Genomic DNA, 16,593 nt, shown 5'->3' on the forward strand with positions numbered 1-16,593 from the left:
TGAAGCAAAGAGATGTCAGCAATAAATGTTAAAAGAGTAAAAACCAGCGAGATCGAATTAAAAGATCGTCTGGTAAGCATACAACGCGTTGCCAAAGTAACCAAAGGTGGCCGTACATTCAGCTTCTCAGCCATTGTGGTTGTAGGCGACGAAAACGGTGTTGTTGGTTACGGTTTAGGTAAAGCAAAAGAGGTTACCGAGGCTATCGCTAAAGGTATCGATGATGCTAAAAAGAACCTGGTAAAAGTGCCTATCATCAACGGTACTGTACCTCACGAACAATACGGTAAATATTCTGGTGGTTTCGTATTCGTAAAACCAGCTGCAACCGGTACCGGCGTTATTGCCGGTGGTGCGATGCGCGCTGTGTTAGAGAGTGCCGGTATCCACAACGTATTGGCAAAATCAAAAGGTTCATCAAACCCGCACAACGTGGTTAAAGCAACTGTATTTGCCCTTGCGCAACTGCGCGATGCTTATACCGTAGCGCAACACCGCGGTGTTAACTTAGGTAAAGTATTTAACGGATAATCAAATCATGGCTAAGATCAAAATAACACAGATAAAAAGCGTTATCGACAGAAACGAACGCCAGAAGAAGACCATCCAGGCTTTGGGTTTGAAGAAGATCAACCATAGCGTAGAAGTTGAAGCTACTCCGGCTATCATCGGTATGGTCCGTGCAGTTAATCATTTGGTAGCAGTTGAAACTATTTAAGATCATGAATTTAAGTAATCTGAAACCTGCAAAAGGTTCTGTAAAAGATAGCAAAAGGATTGGCCGCGGTACAGGCTCTGGCAAGGGCGGTACATCAACACGTGGTCATAAAGGTGCCGGTTCACGCTCTGGTACTACCACTAAGGTAGGTTTTGAGGGTGGCCAGATGCCATTACAACGCCGCGTTCCTAAGGTGGGCTTTAAAAACCCTAACCGTGTAGAGTATGTAGGTGTAAACTTAGACGTTTTGCAAAAACTGGCTGATGAGCATTCAGTGGCTGCAATTGACTTTGATACCCTTCGTCAACACGGATTGGTTTCAAAAAATGACCTGGTAAAAGTATTAGGTCGTGGTGAACTGAAAGCTAAGCTTGACATCAAAGCACACGCGTTTTCAGCTTCTGCCCAAAAAGCTATTGAAGCAGCCGGTGGTTCCATCGTTAAGTTATAATTTTCAATGAAAAGATTTTTCACCACATTATCTAATATCTGGAAAATCGAAGATCTAAGAGTGCGTATTACTAACACACTCTTATTTCTTTTAATATACCGGGTAGGTTCTTTTATCGTACTGCCAGGTGTTGATCCGGCTTCGTTAAACTCGCAACGCGCTAAAGAAGGGCTGTTGGGCTTACTGAATATGTTTGCCGGCGGTTCGTTCTCACGTGCGTCTATTTTTGCGTTAGGGGTAATGCCGTATATCTCTGCATCTATTGTGGTGCAGCTTTTAGGTATCGCAGTGCCTTATTTTACTAAGTTGCAGAAAGAGGGTGAAAGCGGCCGTAACAAACTTAACCAGTGGACCCGTTACCTGACTATCGCTATTACAGCGGCTCAGGCTATCGGTTACATTCGTACCCAAATCACTCCGGATTCTATCAGCCCTGTATTAGGCGCTACCTGGTTCAGCATTACTTCGGTATTTGTGTTAACCGCAGGTACGTTATTTGTAATGTGGCTGGGTGAAAAAATCACTGATAAAGGTATTGGTAACGGTATTTCCCTGATCATCATGGTAGGTATCATTGCGCAATTGCCTTCAGCAATCGTAAGCGAATTTGAATCACGTGTAACCGGCGCTAACAGCGGCGGTTTGCTGATCTTCATCGTTGAGTTTGTGGCGCTGATCGCAGTAGTGATGTTCACCATCCTGATTGTACAGGGTACCCGCAAAATTGCCGTTCAGTATGCAAAACGTATCGTTGGTAATAAACAATATGGCGGCGTTCGTCAGTACATTCCTTTAAAAGTGAATGCTGCCGGTGTAATGCCGATCATCTTCGCACAAGCGCTGATGTTTATCCCAACTACAATTGCTTCGTTCTTTCCTAAGATGGCTTCAAGCCCTGTGCTAATCCTGTTGTCTAACTATACTTCATGGTTACACAACCTGGTATTTGCCATCCTGATCATCCTGTTTACGTATTTTTATACGGCTATTACCGTTAACCCTAAACAGATGTCGGACGATATGAAGAAGAACGGCGGATTTATCCCCGGTGTTAAACCAGGTAACCCCACAATTGACTTTATCGACGACGTGATCTCTAAGATCACGCTGCCAGGCTCTATATTCTTAGCAATAGTTGCTATCATCCCGGCCCTGGCAAATCTTACCGGTGTAAACAGCCAGTTCGCCAGATTCTTTGGTGGTACTTCGCTGATCATTCTGGTAGGTGTGGTATTGGATACTTTGCAACAGATCGAAAGTCACTTGTTGATGCGCCATTACGACGGTTTGATGAAAACCGGAAGAATTAAAGGTCGCACCGCGATACCTACAGCTGCTGGCACCACGCCTCCGGCTATCTGATCTGGAGATATTTAAATGGCAAAAAAAATCCACTATAAATCTGCAGAAGAAATTGAATTAATAAGGGAAAGCGCCTTATTATTATCTAAAACACTCGGAGAGATAGCCAAGGTTATCGCTCCGGGTGTTACTACTAAAAAGCTGAACGATCTGGCCGAACAGTTTATCCGCGATAATGGCGGCGTTCCTGCTTTTCTAAACTACCACGGTTTTCCTTACTCTTTGTGTATCTCACCCAATGATCAGGTGGTGCATGGTTTCCCTGGCGATAAAGAACTGCGCGACGGAGATCTGATCTCTGTTGATTGTGGCGTGATCCTGAACAAGTACATCAGCGATTCTGCTTATACCTTTGGTGTTGGCGAAGTGAGCGAAGAGAACAAGAACCTGATGCGTGTTACACAGGAATGCCTTGCGCTTGGTATAGAGAAAGCGGTAGCCGGTTTACGCGTAGGCGATATTGGTTATGCGGTGCAACATCATGCAGAGAAACATGGTTATGGCGTGGTAAAGGAACTGGTGGGCCACGGAGTAGGTTTAGAACTGCACGAGAAACCCGAAGTACCTAACTACGGTAAACGCGGTTCCGGAACAAAACTGGAAGAGGGGATGGTGATCGCTATCGAACCCATGATTAATGCCGGTAAAGCAGGTGTTAAATTCTGGAATGACGGTTGGACGGTTTCTACGGTAGACGGTAAATCTTCAGCACATTATGAGCATACGGTAGCCGTTAGAAAGGGTAAACCGGATGTTCTTTCTACTTTTTCATATATCGAAGAAGTTTTAGAAAGAAAAAATTAAATTATCAAAAATATTTTTTAATTTTGCAACCCGCTTTGAGGGCGGATAACAGAGTAATTATCAATAAAATATGGCGAAACAATCATCGATTGAGCAAGACGGTACAATAAAAGAGGCATTGTCTAATGCAATGTTTAGAGTTGAACTGGAGAATGGCCATGAGATAATTGCACATATATCAGGAAAGATGCGTATGCACTACATCAAGATTTTACCTGGTGACAGAGTGAAATTAGAGATGAGCCCGTATGATCTGACTAAAGGCAGAATAACCTACAGATATAAATAAAAAAGAGATGAAAGTTAGAGCATCGATCAAAAAGCGTAGCGCTGATTGCAAAATTATCCGTCGTAACGGAAAGCTTTACGTGATCAACAAAAAGAACCCTAAATACAAACAACGTCAGGGATAATTAAAAATATTGTTATCGATTCGTACAACGGTAGCCGCCGTTCGGTCGATTACTTAAAAACAACTTACAAATATGGCAAGGATATCAGGTATAGATTTACCAAGAAACAAAAGAGGAGAGATCGGACTTACTTACATCTACGGAATTGGCCGTTCAACTGCACAGAACATTCTGGACCAGGCTGGCATTTCTTATGATGTTAAAGTACAAGACTGGACCGATGAGCAATTAGCTGCCATTCGTGGTATCATCAATGATCAGATCAAAGTAGAAGGTGCTCTGCGCTCTGAAGTGCAATTAAATATTAAACGTTTGATGGATATCGGTTGCTACCGTGGTACCCGTCACCGTAAAGGCTTACCATTACGTGGTCAGCGTACTAAGAACAACTCACGTACCCGTAAAGGTAAACGTAAGACAGTTGCTAACAAGAAAAAAGCTACTAAGTAATAATTGATAGATATGAGATGTGAGAAGTTAGATATGAGAAATATCTCCCGAGCATCTCAAATCTGGAATAACAAAAGATAAAAGCAGTTATGAGTGCCGGGTTGGAGTAAGTTCTCACATCTCAAGTCTCATATCTAAAATCTAAAGAAATGGCAAAAGCTAAAAAAGTAACCAAAAAACGTATCGTAGTAGTTGAGCCTGTTGGTCAGGCACACATCAATGCTACTTTTAACAACATCATTGTAACCCTTACCAATATCCAGGGCCAGGCTATTTCATGGTCTTCAGCTGGTAAAATGGGTTTCAAAGGTTCTAAAAAGAACACTCCTTACGCTGCATCACAAGCTGCTGCCGATTGCGGTAAAACAGCTTATGATTTAGGCTTACGTAAAGTAGAGGTGTTTGTTAAAGGTCCGGGTGCCGGCCGCGAGTCTGCAATCCGTACCCTGCAAACTACAGGTATCGAGGTTACTCAGATTAAGGACATCACTCCGCTACCTCACAATGGTTGCCGTCCGTCTAAACGCAGAAGAGTTTAATTAATATTTATTTTAAAGCTAAGATCCGGTAGCTGCGGGCTATCAGGTACTTTAAAAACACAACAATGGCTAGATATACAGGTCCAAAATCCAAAATCGCACGTAAATTCCGTGAGCCGATCTTCGGTCCGGATAAAGTGTTAGAAAGAAAAAATTATCCTCCGGGCATGCACGGTGTCTCTAAAAGAAGAGGCAAACAATCTGAGTATGCTGTTCAGTTGCAGGAAAAACAAAAAGTGAAATACACTTACGGTGTGTTAGAGCGTCAGTTCGAGAACTTGTTCCACCGCGCTTCTTCACGTGAAGGTATTACCGGTACTAACTTGCTTCAATTACTGGAAGCGCGTTTAGATAACGTAGTTTACCGTTTAGGTATTGCTCCAACCCGTTCTGGCGCTCGTCAGTTAGTGGGCCACAAACATATCACTGTTAACGGTGAAGTGGTGAACATCGCTTCTTACACTGTTAAAGCTGGTGACGTAATTGCAGTTCGCGAGAAGTCAAAAACACTTGAGGCCATCACTAATTCAGTAGCGGGCAGAAGAGTAAACAAATACCCTTGGTTTGAGTGGGATCATGCTAACCTTTCTGGTAAGTTATTGAACTACCCTAACCGTGATGAGATTCCTGAAAACATCAAAGAGAATCTGATCGTCGAGTTATACTCTAAATAAGATATAAGAATTGAGATGTGAGATCTGAGACAATGTTGTCGCAGATTTCGCATTTTAGCAAAAATCGAATGATGTGAACATGGGGTATTAAGCCTGCAAATGGTCTCAAATCTCATATCAAACATCTCAAATCTATTTTAAATAACAATAAACAAAGGATATAAATGGCAATTTTAGCATTTCAAAAACCAGACAAGGTAATCATGCAGAAGTCGACTGACTTTGATGGTACTTTTGAATTCCGTCCGTTAGAGCCAGGTTTCGGTGTTACCATTGGTAATGCTTTACGTCGTATCTTACTTTCATCACTGGAAGGTTATGCTATTACTTCTGTACGTTTTTCAGGAGTTACGCATGAGTTTTCAACTATCAAAGGCGTTGTTGAAGACGTTACCGAGATTATCCTGAACCTTAAACAAGTTAGGTTAAAGAAAACCGGTACCTCTGGTGATACCGAAAAAATATTTGTGATCATCAACGGTCAGGATACTTTCAAGGCTGGTGATATCACTAAGTTCTCAAATAACTTTACTGTTCTTAACCCAGAGCTGGTTATTTGCAATATGGATACTGCAGTTACCCTGGAAGTAGAACTTACTGTAAATAAAGGCCGCGGTTATGTACCGAGCGAAGAGAACAAAAACCCTGATGCAGCTGTAGGTGTAATCGCTATCGATTCTATCTATACGCCGATCAAGAACGTAAAATATACCATCGAGAACTATCGTGTTGAGCAAAAGACCGACTATGAAAAACTGGTTCTTGATATTGTAACCGACGGTTCTATCCACCCTGAAAACGCTTTGAAAGAAGCGGCAAAGATCCTGATCCAGCACTTTATGCTGTTCTCTGATGAGAACATGATGTTAGAGGCTCAGGCTAAAGAAGAAACCAAAGAGGTTGACGAGGAAATCCTGCACATGCGCAAGATCCTGAAAACCGAACTGGTTGATCTTGACCTTTCAGTTCGCGCATTAAACTGCTTAAAAGCAGCTGACATCCGCAGCCTGGCTGATCTGGTTTCTTATGACGTTGCTGATATGCTGAAGTTCAGAAACTTTGGTAAAAAATCACTGACTGAGATTCAGGACCTGGTGAAATCAAAAGGTTTATCTTTCGGCATGAACCTGGCGAAATACAAACTGGACGAAGAATAATCTTTTAGACATAAGATTAGAGATGTGAGTATTGAGATACTTGCATCTCTTTTTTTGAAAGTAAATAACGGGAGGTTTATATGAATCTAACAGCTCATATCTAACATCTCAAATCTATAAATAACAGCGTAATTCCGAGGGCTTGACGGCAACGCCGCCCAACGGTATGCACGTGCCACAACAACAAACAAAATGAGACACGGTAAAAAACACAACCACTTAGGTCGTACCGACAGCCACCGCAAAGCGATGCTGGCTAACATGGCTTCTTCACTGATCGAACACAAACGCATCACTACTACTTTAGCAAAAGCTAAAGCCCTGCGTGTTTATGTAGAGCCTATCATCACTAAATCTAAAAACGATACTACGCACTCACGTCGTACTGTATTCAGCTACCTGCAAAATAAAGATGCAGTTACTGTATTGTTCCGCGAAGTTGCAGAGAAAGTGGCTAACCGCCCAGGTGGTTATACCCGTATCATTAAGTTAGAAAACCGTTTAGGTGACAACGCCGAAATGGCACTGATTGAATTAGTAGATTACAACGCTGTATACGGTGCTGATACTGCTGCTGCTCCTGCTAAGAAAGCTACCCGTCGTCGTGGTGGTGCTGGCAAAGGTAAAGCTGCTTCAGCTGCTACTGCAGAAGTTACTCCTGCTGATGACGCTACCGTTGCTGCTAACCCTGCAACTGAAACTCCTGCAACGCAAGCTCCATCTGCTGATGAAGTAAGCAACAAGGAAGATCAAGCTGAAAAAGGCGAGTAATTTTAATTACTACGATAACGAAAGCCCTGTCTGCTCAAAGCACGACGGGGCTTTTTGTTTCAGAATACTTTGCTCTGATAAGTGTTCCGTTAAAAAATTGCCTAGACCACCGGCAGGCGCCACTTCTTTTTGTAAGCAATCATCCGGACAGAGAATACCAGTAAGGCGCTGATGATGTCCAGCGGCGCATCTGTAAGTACCGGCCTTAGCAGGAAATAGCCAATGCCGCCAATAATGCAGGTGGTGGCGTAGATCACTTCTTTCTGAAAGATTACCGGTACACGGTTCAGCAATACATCACGCAGTACCCCGCCAAAGCAGGCGGTAATAGTGCCCAGGACAATGCAAACCCCAGGCGACAAGTGCGCCGCAATGCCTTTGCGTAAGCCAATCACGGTAAATAACCCCAGGCCAAGGGCGTCAAAAAAGATCAGTGTGCGTTGGAAGTTTTCGCTTTTGCCTTTTAACAGGATGGCAGCGATCACACTTACGGAAATCACTGTCAAAGTACTGGTATCCCGCATCCAGGCAACGGGTGTAGCGCCAATCAGAATATCCCTGATGGTACCGCCGCCAATGGCAGTAACAAAAGCGATTACCAACAGGCCAAAGATATCCAGTTTCTTTTCCATAGCAGCGAACACACCGGAAATGGCAAAAGCTGCCGTACCGAGAATCTCGATGATATGGGAAAGGCTGGAAATAGAATCGAACAGCATAAAACTTTGTGGCCTGAAGATAATATTATTGAACGGAATAGCTAACTAATCCATGAGCGCCAGTAACCCGTATCTAATCGTTTCCATCTGCCCTGAGTTTTTACATAAATTTCAATGCCACCCTCGCCACAAAGGCCGCCGCAATGATAGGCGCGGTTGATGAATACCGTTTTTCTGTCTCGGGAAAATACGGGTAGTGAAATATAAGTTATCGGTAAATGCCTGTCAGACTTAAGGTGCCAGTCAATACCTTTAAATTGCGAAGTATCTAAACCTGCCACTTGTCTGTAAACCTTTACTTGTGATAAGACATACAGACAGTCTTTTGGCGAAATTTCAAAGCTGATGCCAAAGTTTCTGAAAGCAAAAAAGCGGTCCATGCCGACCATATAGTCAAACGGTTTTACGGTATCGCAAAGTTTTTTGGCAGGGTTTTCTTTGAGGTACCATTTCAAGAAATCGTACTGCTCTTTTTGGGTAGGCAAACTTTGGCTGTTAGTATTTAATAATAAAGAAAGGCTGATAAGGACTAATAGGCACACTCTTTTCATACTTAAATTTACGAGAAATAATGCAACTTAAGCTCTGTTGTTATAGCCGATCCCTTAAAAGAAGCCTAACTGGAAGAGGCTCGCCAGACACGGCAGACCTCCTCCGGATAAATCAGTCGATTTAGAAAATTTCCTTACCGATGCTGTAGGCAAAGTCCCCTAAATCGGTCAGGTTGGTGTTGCTTAAAATTATGATCGTTAAATCTTTATTTAAATATCGTACAACAATATCATTGGCACCCATAATAGATCCGAACCGCTCCATCCTTTTATACTTATTGTTTTTGCCTTTGCTGTCACTTATCCAAACGCTGTAGCCGTACTCGCCAAGACCTGGTGTTAACATTAAATCTAATGCACGTTTGCTAATCAGCTTCAGGTCATAAACCGCGTTCCAGAATTTCAACAGGTCTGCCGTAGTCGAATACATCCCACCTGCTGCGTACCAGTTTTCCATATAAACGGGAAGATCCGGAACCAGGTGCCCAACGTCTTTTCGCATCATATAGGTGTTGGCCAGTCTTTTTACCAATTTGGCTTGAGATAGCATTCCGGAATTTGCCATCCCCAATGGTTTTAATAACCGTTCATTTAAAATCTCTTCATAGGGCTTTTTATAGATGCCTTCCAGTATTTTACCCAAGATGATATAATCGCCGTTGTTATAATCAAACTTCTCGCCCGGGTTATTCACCAGGGGGTACGAAGCAAAATTATCCAGCAGTTGATCGGTAGTATATGGCTTCTGATAAAAACTAACACCATATTTTATGGCGTTTTCAAAACTCTTAATTGTGTCGGTGTTACTCATGCCCGAGGTATGGTTCAGCAATTGATGTATACTCACCTTGTCGCCGGCCTCTCCCTTATAGTTTGGTAGATACGTTTTCATCTTAGCGTTCAAATCAATCTTTCCGGCATCGTACAATTGCAAAATAAGTACGGCTGTAAAAGACTTGGTGATGGAGCAAATTTTATATCGGGTATCGTTAGTTGCCGGTAGGGCGAACTCGCGATTAACCAAGCCGTAACTTTTGTGATAGCTAACCTTTCCATTTTCCTGGATCAGAATTGTTCCATCGAACTGATGTTTAGCCACGTAACCGTTTATAAAAGATTGCAGCTTCTTGGGTTGTGCTTGTATCGGCAGGCTGCCAATAGAAAGTAGCAGTAAGTAGAGTAATTTCTTCATCGCTAACGGATTTCTTTTTATCAGACGACGTTTACCGTCATGAGGTTACATACTACAAGCATCGTTTCAATCTTTTCGGCTATCTCGACCAACCTCAGTGCGCAGTCGCTCGGCTCTAGCCGAGTGACGACTATCCTATTACACTATAGTTGTCGTGAGCTAACCGTCCCGGCATGAATCAATACGTGAGATTAAGCCAAGGCAGTTTTTCATTATATATAATTATATCAAACCAAAAAGATAAATTGGCTCTATGTCAGAACTAAGAAAAGCTTCTACTGATAGACCTTATTTTATTACGCTGACCGTAGTGGGATGGATAGATATTTTTACGCGCGATGTTTACTGTCGGCAAATTATAGAGAGCCTGGATTATTGCAGAAAGAACAAGGGATTGAAAATTTATGCCTATTGTATCATGAGTAGTCATATCCACCTGATTATATCTCATGATGAGAGTAAGTTACCCTCTGTTCTTAGAGATTTTAAGAGTTTTACAGCGAAAAGAATATTGGAACTGGTAAATGATGTGCAGGAAAGCCGCAGAGAATGGTTGTTGTACTTATTCAGATATTTCGCGAATAACAAAAAGCAGAACAGCGAACATGTGTTCTGGCAGAAAACTTCTTATTCTATCGAACTCATCACTCCGTTGGTATTTGATCAAAAGTTGGATTATATTCATCATAATCCTGTAAAAGCAATGGTGGTTAGCGAAGCAACTTCATATGTTTACAGCAGTGCTAATCCGGATTCTCCGTTAATAGTAGACGAAAGCTAATAGGCCGGAGGCCCGGCAATAGCTAGTCACTCGCGAGACGCGAGCGACTGCATTTTAATTAATACCATCATCCCGCGATGTGGCCGCAGGCTCTGGATGAAAGCTGATAGGCCAGAGGCCCGGCAATAACGAGTCACTCGCGAGACGCGAGCGACTACATTTTAGTTGATGCTTCCCCCCGCTCTGCAGTCGCTCGGCTCCAGCCGAGTGACGACTATTTATTTTAGTCAGGTGTGATTAGACTAACAGATTTATCCCTTGCTTGGAAACTAATAAAATAGAAACCTGTCTCTGCCAACCTGTCACGGCTAAGTCACCCATGCTGACTAAAAGTTTCGTTTCTGCCACCTCTGAAGTTTATTTTCTGCCAATTGCCGCTTGGCACAACCCTTGATAAATAGGAGTAATAACAAACTTTAAAAAAGGAAAAAATCAATCATATGTCTAAAATCATTGGAATCGACTTAGGAACAACAAACTCTTGCGTGGCCGTAATGGAAGGCAACGAGCCTGTGGTTATTGCCAACAGCGAGGGCAAGCGCACTACACCATCTGTAGTAGCATTTGTTGATAACGGCGAGCGTAAAGTAGGCGACCCTGCTAAACGCCAGGCTATAACCAACCCAAGAAAAACTATCTATTCTATCAAACGCTTTATGGGTAACAAGTTTGACGAAGTTACCAAAGAAACAGAGCGTGTACCATATGCCGTAGTTCGTGGCGACAACAATACGCCTCGTGTCGAAATCGGCGACCGTAAATATACTCCGCAGGAAATTTCTGCCATGATTCTTCAGAAAATGAAGAAAACTGCTGAAGACTTCCTGGGAACTGAAGTAACCGAGGCGGTTATCACCGTACCTGCTTACTTTAACGATGCACAACGCCAGGCAACTAAAGAAGCCGGCGAAATTGCAGGTTTGAACGTTAAACGTATCATCAACGAGCCTACTGCTGCTGCCCTGGCTTACGGCCTGGATAAAGCCCACAAGGACATGAAAATTGTGGTGTTTGACTGTGGTGGTGGTACCCATGACGTGTCGGTACTTGAATTAGGTGATGGCGTGTTCGAAGTAAAATCAACCGACGGTGATACCCACCTTGGTGGTGACGACTTTGACCAGGTAATCATCGACTGGTTAGCAGACGAGTTCAAAAGCGAAGAAGGCCTTGACCTGCGTAAAGACCCTATGGCTTTACAACGCTTAAAAGAAGCTGCTGAGAAAGCTAAAATCGAGCTTTCAAGCACTGCACAAAGCGAAATTAACTTACCATATATCACCGCTGTTGACGGTATGCCTAAACACTTGGTTAAATCTTTAACCCGTGCAAAATTTGAGCAACTGGCAGATAGCCTGATCAAACGTACCATTGAGCCTTGCCGTACTGCATTGAAAAATGCCGGTTACAGCACTTCTGATATCGACGAGATTATCCTGGTAGGTGGTTCAACCCGTATCCCTGCCATTCAGGAAGCCGTTCAGAAATTCTTTGGTAAAGCGCCTTCAAAAGGTGTAAATCCTGACGAAGTGGTAGCTATCGGTGCTGCAATTCAAGGTGGTGTATTAACCGGTGAAGTAAAAGACGTGTTACTGTTAGACGTTACCCCGCTTTCATTAGGTATCGAAACCATGGGTGGTGTAATGACCAAGCTGATCGAAGCGAACACTACTATCCCGACTAAAAAGTCAGAAACGTTCTCTACTGCATCAGACAACCAGCCTTCTGTAGAAATTCACATTCTGCAAGGTGAGCGTCCGATGGCTGCGCAGAACCGTACTTTAGGTCGCTTCCACCTGGATAGCATTCCGCCTGCTCCTCGTGGTGTGCCACAAATCGAAGTAACTTTTGATATTGATGCAAACGGTATCTTACACGTATCTGCTAAAGATAAAGCTACCGGTAAAGAGCAAAAGATCCGTATCGAAGCTTCTTCAGGTTTAACAGATGCTGAAATTAAGAAGATGAAAGACGAGGCTGAAGCTAACGCCGAAGCAGACAGAAGAGCAAAAGAGGAAGTTGAAAAACTGAACGGTGCTGATGCCCTGATCTTCTCTACCGAAAAGCAACTGAAAGAATATGGTGACAAAATCCCCGCTGACAAAAAAGCACCTATTGAGTCATCATTAGAAAAACTGAAAAGCGCTTACGCTGCTAAAAACCTGGCTGACATTGAAGCTGCACAAACAGAGCTCAACAACGCATGGGCTGCAGCATCTGAAGACATGTACAAAGCAACAGCAGACGCTGGTCAGCAAGGCGGCCAACAAGGTCCCGGCCCTGACGCTAACGCTGGTGGCGCACAAGGCAACTCAGATACAGTAACTGACGTTGACTTTGAAGAGGTTAAATAATGTATAAAAAGAGGGGGATTTATCTCCCTCTTTTTGTTTAAACTGAAATCAAAATTAATTTATATGGATAAACAATTTAATATAGGTGATCAAGTCCGATTGAAATCGGGTGGGCCAGTAATGACGGTTGATAGTATTGATGATAATACTTCTAGATTGGTATGCGTTTGGTTTGATAGCAAAAAAGTTTTTCAACATGCTAAATTTATAGCAGACACTTTGGAAAAGTATGAACCAAGTTCAAGTGTTCCTGGGATTTATTTTGCATAAACTTAACTTTAATAATATTGAAAGAAATATACTTAGCTTGAAAACCCTGCTTGTTAAATCGGCAGGGTTTTTTGTTGGAATTTAATCAAGAGAGCGATCTCTTTAAAGCGGGGGTTATTCTTTAATAGTAGTTGTTTCTGCTGTCGCTGTTTCTTCTGCTTCCTTTGCTTTTAATGCTTCGGTAACGCGATAATGTTTATTGATGTAATGCCTTCTGAGTATCACCAGGGCTGGCCAGATCAGTAAAGGGCAAAGCCAGCTGAGTGGTAGCGAAATAAATGAAACGATGATGCCTACTCCAAATATCAGTGGTATGGTTAAAGACCGGGCGATAAAAAGTTCCTGGAAGATAGTAGATGGAAAATGGTTGACGATGCCCGACTGCGGATGGGTGATATACCTGGTGATGCCATAGTTCAGCAGACCGGTAATTATAATGTTGCTGTTGTAGAAAAGTAACGGCAGGTGATAGTTAATATTCTCGCTGTAATAGGCAGATGAGAACGGCATTAGCACGATGGAGAACAGGAATAAAAAATTCAGCAAAATGAGTTTATCGCTGTATTGGTTTACAAAGCCATAAAGTCTGTGATGACTGCGCCAGTAGATACCAATCACAAAAAAGCTGATGATAAAACCGATGAACTTAGGCGTAAGGGACGATAGCTGAAACAGTTGATCGCGTAAGCTACGCGAATGTACTTCCGGTGCTTTAATTTCTATGATAAGTAGTGTAATCGCAATGGCAAATACGGCATCGCTGAAAAGAATGATGCGGTCTATCTGGAAGTCTTTACGCTCTGGATCGTGCTGTTCTAAAAAATGTTCTTTAGCCATAAATTTTATCAATGGTTAAAATAACAATTCCCCCGAAATAATAAAAGCGCCGATGGAGGCGCTTTTTACTAAACATTTAGAGGTAATTTATAAAGTGATGTTTATTTGCTGTGGTGTAAGCGTGGAAGGCTGGACGGTTTTACCATCGAAGCCGTGTAGAATCACCTGTAATTGTGTAAACCTGGAAGTATAGCTACCCTCCCCCTCGCTGATGGTAAGGGTCTGGTTAGCCGGATCATAACTAATCGTTCTTAAATAATATGCCCCGTTTTCATAGTCATAAGTTTCGCCGTCATCTTCGTAATAGGTGAAACTTGTTGCTTCGTTACCTTTCCAGATATGCAGTTCTAATACACCATCGCCTTGCTCCTGCGTACTTTGCACAATGTGCTGCATGGGGATGATCGTACCGCTCTTAACAAACACCGGTAGGTCATCCAACGGTGCATCAACAGTGTATGCTTCTCCTCCGTTATATAATTCATCTGAAGATAAGCGGTACCATTGCCCTTCTGGCAGGTAAACTTCTGCGCTATGGCGGGTACTGATCACGGGGGCTACCAGTATACTATCGCCAAAAAGGAACTCGTTCTGGAAAGCCTCATTGTATACCTGTTCATCAAAAGTATAATCAATGGCCAAGGTACGGCTTACCGGTAACCCGTTTTTGCAAGACTGGTAAAAGCTGGAATAGATGTACGGCAAAAGCTTATACCGTTGTTCAATATCTTTTTTGATGATCTGCTCGTTTGCTTCGCCCCATTCCCATGGCTCGCGCATTACCGTGCCCTGCATGGCGTGGTTACGGAACATCGGGGTATAAACGCCCAGCGAGTTCCAGCGTACCATCAGTTCGGGCGTAGGGTTGCCCGTAAAGCCGCCGATATCCACCCCGACAAAGGACATGCCGGTAACACCAAGGGCATTTACTAAACGCTGCCCCAGTAGCAGATGATCGTCCGTTGCGGTATTATCTCCTGTCCATACGGCAGAATAACGCTGCGTACCGGCATATGCAGCGCGGGTAAGTACAAATGGCCGTTTATTATTAAGCAGTGCGCGTGTACCCTCATAAGTACCACGTGCCATTTGCATACCGTAAGCATTACGTACTTCGGGCATAAACTTATCGCCGAATTTAACCATCCCGGGGATGTTTTGCCCCCAGGCGGCAGGTTCGTTCATATCGTTCCAGAAGCCTTCTACCCCCGGCTCCGTTAAGGCAGAAAATGATTTTCCCCACCATTCGCGCACATCCTGTCGGAAGAAATCCGGGAAGTGGCAGCGGCCAGGCCATACTTCGCCTACAAATTTCTCCCCGTTTGGATAGGTAGCAAAATAACCTTTCTCTACCCCTTCGTCATATTGCTGGTACCCTTCTTCTATCTTGATGCCTGGGTCTACGATGGTCACCAGCTTGAAGTTCATTTCTTTCAGCTTCTCAAGCAGGGCTTTGGGATTCGCGAAGGTTTGTTCGTTCCAGGTGAAGATCTTGTAATCCTGCATATAGTCGATGTCGCAATACATCACGTCAGCCGGAATTTGCTTCTCGCGGAATTTTGCGGCGATATCTAATACCTCCTTAGCCGACATATAGCTCCAACGGCATTGCTGGTATCCCAGGCTCCATAACGCAGGCATTTCCATACGGCCGGTTAACCAGGTGTAATCTCTTATGATGCCCGCAACACTTTGTTCGCCGAAAAAGTAATAGTTAATGTCGCCGTTGTCTGCGCCAAACCAGCTCATTTCGTTATCGGTAGTAGCGCCGAAATCGAAGTAGCTTTTATTGGTATTATCCAGGAATAAACCATACGTTCCGCCCTGGTAGATGCCGATAAAGAACGGAAAGCTTTTGTACAGCGGATCTGTTTTTACACCATAATCCGGGCAATCTGTATTCCAGTTGGTATAGGCCCATCCGCGCCGATTCAGGTTACCCACTTTTTCGCCCAGGCCGATGAATTTTTCATCCGGATATAATTTCCGATAGTTAATTACCCGGTCGCCTTGCCAGTTAATCCCGAAGCGGTCATCATCGCGACTAAGCTCTTTGCCGTCGGCAGTGTAAAAACTAAAACGCAGCGGCGATTTGCTGATCCGTAGCAATAGGGCAGAAGTACTTATGATAACTTCTGTATCAGATTCTAGGTAATTCAGCTCACCCGAAGATTGCTGAATGACGGCGAAGGAAGTGTCTTCTTTGTCTGGTGTGCGGGTAACACAAACCCGGATGATCGTCGGACTGTAAACCGAAACCCTCGCAGTAGCCTCTGCGGTCTTAATGATTAGTGTTTGATCTTGCTGCGTGACGCTTTGCGTATTTCCTAAGAGCTGAAAATCCATCCGATAATATTTGAAATGAAATAACGAACGCGTAAAAATATCGTTTTTCTGATTTTATCGGGAACGTTCCCGAAATAAATAAAAAATAATCCCCACCGGGAAGTGGGTGGGGATTGAGTAAGATTCGTCGTTGCGCTTACATTAACTACCGACGTCACCATGAGCTCGTCGAAGGGTCGCGCCTTGTATCTAAGCTAAGAGATT

The 16,593-nt window shown here is 43.4% G+C and carries 20 protein-coding genes; 15 read left to right on the forward strand and 5 right to left on the reverse strand.

Features of this window, described 5'->3' with window-relative positions; translation table 11 throughout:
* Positions 1–12: 12 nt before the first annotated feature.
* The 12 genes from rpsE to rplQ all read left to right on the forward strand — a co-directional run bounded on the left by rpsE (position 13) and on the right by rplQ (position 7,339).
* Entirely contained in the window at positions 13–531 is a 519-nt protein-coding gene (gene rpsE, locus MUY27_RS18380; RefSeq protein WP_245132517.1) for a 30S ribosomal protein S5, read from the forward strand.
* Between the two features lie 7 nt (positions 532–538).
* Positions 539–718 carry a 50S ribosomal protein L30 gene (gene rpmD, locus MUY27_RS18385; protein WP_245132520.1) on the forward strand — a complete coding sequence of 60 codons (180 nt, stop codon included), beginning with the start codon at positions 539–541 and terminating at the stop codon, positions 716–718.
* A gap of 4 nt (positions 719–722) precedes the next feature.
* Positions 723–1,169, forward strand: coding sequence for a 50S ribosomal protein L15 (gene rplO / locus MUY27_RS18390; protein WP_245132522.1), 447 nt, complete (start codon positions 723–725; stop codon positions 1,167–1,169).
* 6 nt (positions 1,170–1,175) lie between these two features.
* Positions 1,176–2,531 (forward strand): preprotein translocase subunit SecY, encoded by a 1,356-nt coding sequence (gene secY, locus MUY27_RS18395; protein ID WP_245132524.1) that lies wholly within the window; start codon positions 1,176–1,178, stop codon positions 2,529–2,531.
* Positions 2,532–2,546: 15 nt separating this feature from the next.
* Positions 2,547–3,335: a type I methionyl aminopeptidase gene (map, locus tag MUY27_RS18400; protein WP_245132526.1), complete on the forward strand. Its 789-nt coding sequence runs from the start codon at positions 2,547–2,549 to the stop codon at positions 3,333–3,335.
* A gap of 70 nt (positions 3,336–3,405) precedes the next feature.
* Complete coding sequence (infA, locus tag MUY27_RS18405) at positions 3,406–3,624, forward strand: translation initiation factor IF-1 (protein ID WP_074487406.1); 219 nt, start codon at positions 3,406–3,408, stop codon at positions 3,622–3,624.
* A 7-nt stretch (positions 3,625–3,631) separates the two neighbouring features.
* Positions 3,632–3,748 (forward strand): 50S ribosomal protein L36, encoded by a 117-nt coding sequence (gene rpmJ / locus MUY27_RS18410; RefSeq protein ID WP_074487407.1) that lies wholly within the window; start codon positions 3,632–3,634, stop codon positions 3,746–3,748.
* A 72-nt stretch (positions 3,749–3,820) separates the two neighbouring features.
* Positions 3,821–4,198 carry a 30S ribosomal protein S13 gene (gene rpsM, locus MUY27_RS18415; RefSeq protein WP_245132528.1) on the forward strand — a complete coding sequence of 126 codons (378 nt, stop codon included), beginning with the start codon at positions 3,821–3,823 and terminating at the stop codon, positions 4,196–4,198.
* A 149-nt stretch (positions 4,199–4,347) separates the two neighbouring features.
* On the forward strand, positions 4,348–4,737 hold the full coding sequence (gene rpsK, locus MUY27_RS18420) for a 30S ribosomal protein S11 (RefSeq protein ID WP_245132530.1): 390 nt from the start codon (positions 4,348–4,350) through the stop codon (positions 4,735–4,737).
* Positions 4,738–4,802: 65 nt separating this feature from the next.
* Positions 4,803–5,411 (forward strand): 30S ribosomal protein S4, encoded by a 609-nt coding sequence (gene rpsD, locus MUY27_RS18425; protein ID WP_245132532.1) that lies wholly within the window; start codon positions 4,803–4,805, stop codon positions 5,409–5,411.
* A gap of 164 nt (positions 5,412–5,575) precedes the next feature.
* Entirely contained in the window at positions 5,576–6,568 is a 993-nt protein-coding gene (locus MUY27_RS18430) for a DNA-directed RNA polymerase subunit alpha (protein ID WP_245132534.1), read from the forward strand.
* Positions 6,569–6,760: 192 nt separating this feature from the next.
* Complete coding sequence (gene rplQ / locus MUY27_RS18435; RefSeq protein ID WP_245132536.1) at positions 6,761–7,339, forward strand: 50S ribosomal protein L17; 579 nt, start codon at positions 6,761–6,763, stop codon at positions 7,337–7,339.
* A 101-nt stretch (positions 7,340–7,440) separates the two neighbouring features.
* Here rplQ and MUY27_RS18440 read toward each other — a convergent pair whose 3' ends face one another.
* The 3 genes from MUY27_RS18440 to MUY27_RS18450 all read right to left on the reverse strand — a co-directional run bounded on the left by MUY27_RS18440 (position 7,441) and on the right by MUY27_RS18450 (position 9,801).
* A complete protein-coding gene (locus MUY27_RS18440) occupies positions 7,441–8,058 on the reverse strand; it encodes a trimeric intracellular cation channel family protein (protein ID WP_245132538.1) in 618 nt (205 codons plus the stop codon).
* 41 nt (positions 8,059–8,099) lie between these two features.
* Complete coding sequence (locus MUY27_RS18445) at positions 8,100–8,543, reverse strand: hypothetical protein (RefSeq protein ID WP_245132540.1); 444 nt, start codon at positions 8,541–8,543, stop codon at positions 8,100–8,102.
* A 187-nt stretch (positions 8,544–8,730) separates the two neighbouring features.
* Complete coding sequence (locus MUY27_RS18450) at positions 8,731–9,801, reverse strand: serine hydrolase domain-containing protein (RefSeq protein ID WP_245132542.1); 1,071 nt, start codon at positions 9,799–9,801, stop codon at positions 8,731–8,733.
* 253 nt (positions 9,802–10,054) lie between these two features.
* On the opposite strand from MUY27_RS18450, the gene MUY27_RS18455 reads away from it, so the two are divergent.
* The 3 genes from MUY27_RS18455 to MUY27_RS18465 all read left to right on the forward strand — a co-directional run bounded on the left by MUY27_RS18455 (position 10,055) and on the right by MUY27_RS18465 (position 13,206).
* On the forward strand, positions 10,055–10,582 hold the full coding sequence (locus MUY27_RS18455; RefSeq protein WP_245132544.1) for an REP-associated tyrosine transposase: 528 nt from the start codon (positions 10,055–10,057) through the stop codon (positions 10,580–10,582).
* A 440-nt stretch (positions 10,583–11,022) separates the two neighbouring features.
* Positions 11,023–12,936: a molecular chaperone DnaK gene (gene dnaK, locus MUY27_RS18460; RefSeq protein ID WP_245132546.1), complete on the forward strand. Its 1,914-nt coding sequence runs from the start codon at positions 11,023–11,025 to the stop codon at positions 12,934–12,936.
* Positions 12,937–12,999: 63 nt separating this feature from the next.
* Complete coding sequence (locus MUY27_RS18465; RefSeq protein WP_245132548.1) at positions 13,000–13,206, forward strand: YodC family protein; 207 nt, start codon at positions 13,000–13,002, stop codon at positions 13,204–13,206.
* A 114-nt stretch (positions 13,207–13,320) separates the two neighbouring features.
* Here the strand turns inward: MUY27_RS18465 and MUY27_RS18470 are convergent, their stop codons facing one another.
* Positions 13,321–14,043: a TMEM175 family protein gene (locus tag MUY27_RS18470; protein ID WP_245132550.1), complete on the reverse strand. Its 723-nt coding sequence runs from the start codon at positions 14,041–14,043 to the stop codon at positions 13,321–13,323.
* An 87-nt stretch (positions 14,044–14,130) separates the two neighbouring features.
* Positions 14,131–16,389 carry a glycoside hydrolase family 31 protein gene (locus MUY27_RS18475; RefSeq protein ID WP_245132552.1) on the reverse strand — a complete coding sequence of 753 codons (2,259 nt, stop codon included), beginning with the start codon at positions 16,387–16,389 and terminating at the stop codon, positions 14,131–14,133.
* Between the last annotated feature and the right edge of the window lie 204 nt (positions 16,390–16,593).

It is taken from the genome of Mucilaginibacter straminoryzae, assembly GCF_022953055.1.
In the GTDB taxonomy this organism is placed as follows: Bacteria; Bacteroidota; Bacteroidia; order Sphingobacteriales; family Sphingobacteriaceae; genus Mucilaginibacter; species Mucilaginibacter straminoryzae.

Excerpts from the sequence above, each read along its gene's own strand:
- rpsE (WP_245132517.1), top strand. The coding sequence starts at position 13 with ATGTCAGCAATAAATGTTAAAAGAGTAAAAACCAGCGAGATCGAATTA.
- rpmD (WP_245132520.1), top strand. The coding sequence starts at position 539 with ATGGCTAAGATCAAAATAACACAGATAAAAAGCGTTATCGACAGAAAC.
- rplO (WP_245132522.1), top strand. The coding sequence starts at position 723 with ATGAATTTAAGTAATCTGAAACCTGCAAAAGGTTCTGTAAAAGATAGC.
- secY (WP_245132524.1), top strand. The coding sequence starts at position 1,176 with ATGAAAAGATTTTTCACCACATTATCTAATATCTGGAAAATCGAAGAT.
- map (WP_245132526.1), top strand. The coding sequence starts at position 2,547 with ATGGCAAAAAAAATCCACTATAAATCTGCAGAAGAAATTGAATTAATA.
- infA (WP_074487406.1), top strand. The coding sequence starts at position 3,406 with ATGGCGAAACAATCATCGATTGAGCAAGACGGTACAATAAAAGAGGCA.
- rpmJ (WP_074487407.1), top strand. The coding sequence starts at position 3,632 with ATGAAAGTTAGAGCATCGATCAAAAAGCGTAGCGCTGATTGCAAAATT.
- rpsM (WP_245132528.1), top strand. The coding sequence starts at position 3,821 with ATGGCAAGGATATCAGGTATAGATTTACCAAGAAACAAAAGAGGAGAG.
- rpsK (WP_245132530.1), top strand. The coding sequence starts at position 4,348 with ATGGCAAAAGCTAAAAAAGTAACCAAAAAACGTATCGTAGTAGTTGAG.
- rpsD (WP_245132532.1), top strand. The coding sequence starts at position 4,803 with ATGGCTAGATATACAGGTCCAAAATCCAAAATCGCACGTAAATTCCGT.
- MUY27_RS18430 (WP_245132534.1), top strand. The coding sequence starts at position 5,576 with ATGGCAATTTTAGCATTTCAAAAACCAGACAAGGTAATCATGCAGAAG.
- rplQ (WP_245132536.1), top strand. The coding sequence starts at position 6,761 with ATGAGACACGGTAAAAAACACAACCACTTAGGTCGTACCGACAGCCAC.
- MUY27_RS18440 (WP_245132538.1), bottom strand. The coding sequence starts at position 8,058 with ATGCTGTTCGATTCTATTTCCAGCCTTTCCCATATCATCGAGATTCTC.
- MUY27_RS18450 (WP_245132542.1), bottom strand. The coding sequence starts at position 9,801 with ATGAAGAAATTACTCTACTTACTGCTACTTTCTATTGGCAGCCTGCCG.
- MUY27_RS18455 (WP_245132544.1), top strand. The coding sequence starts at position 10,055 with ATGTCAGAACTAAGAAAAGCTTCTACTGATAGACCTTATTTTATTACG.
- dnaK (WP_245132546.1), top strand. The coding sequence starts at position 11,023 with ATGTCTAAAATCATTGGAATCGACTTAGGAACAACAAACTCTTGCGTG.
- MUY27_RS18465 (WP_245132548.1), top strand. The coding sequence starts at position 13,000 with ATGGATAAACAATTTAATATAGGTGATCAAGTCCGATTGAAATCGGGT.
- MUY27_RS18470 (WP_245132550.1), bottom strand. The coding sequence starts at position 14,043 with ATGGCTAAAGAACATTTTTTAGAACAGCACGATCCAGAGCGTAAAGAC.
- MUY27_RS18475 (WP_245132552.1), bottom strand. The coding sequence starts at position 16,389 with ATGGATTTTCAGCTCTTAGGAAATACGCAAAGCGTCACGCAGCAAGAT.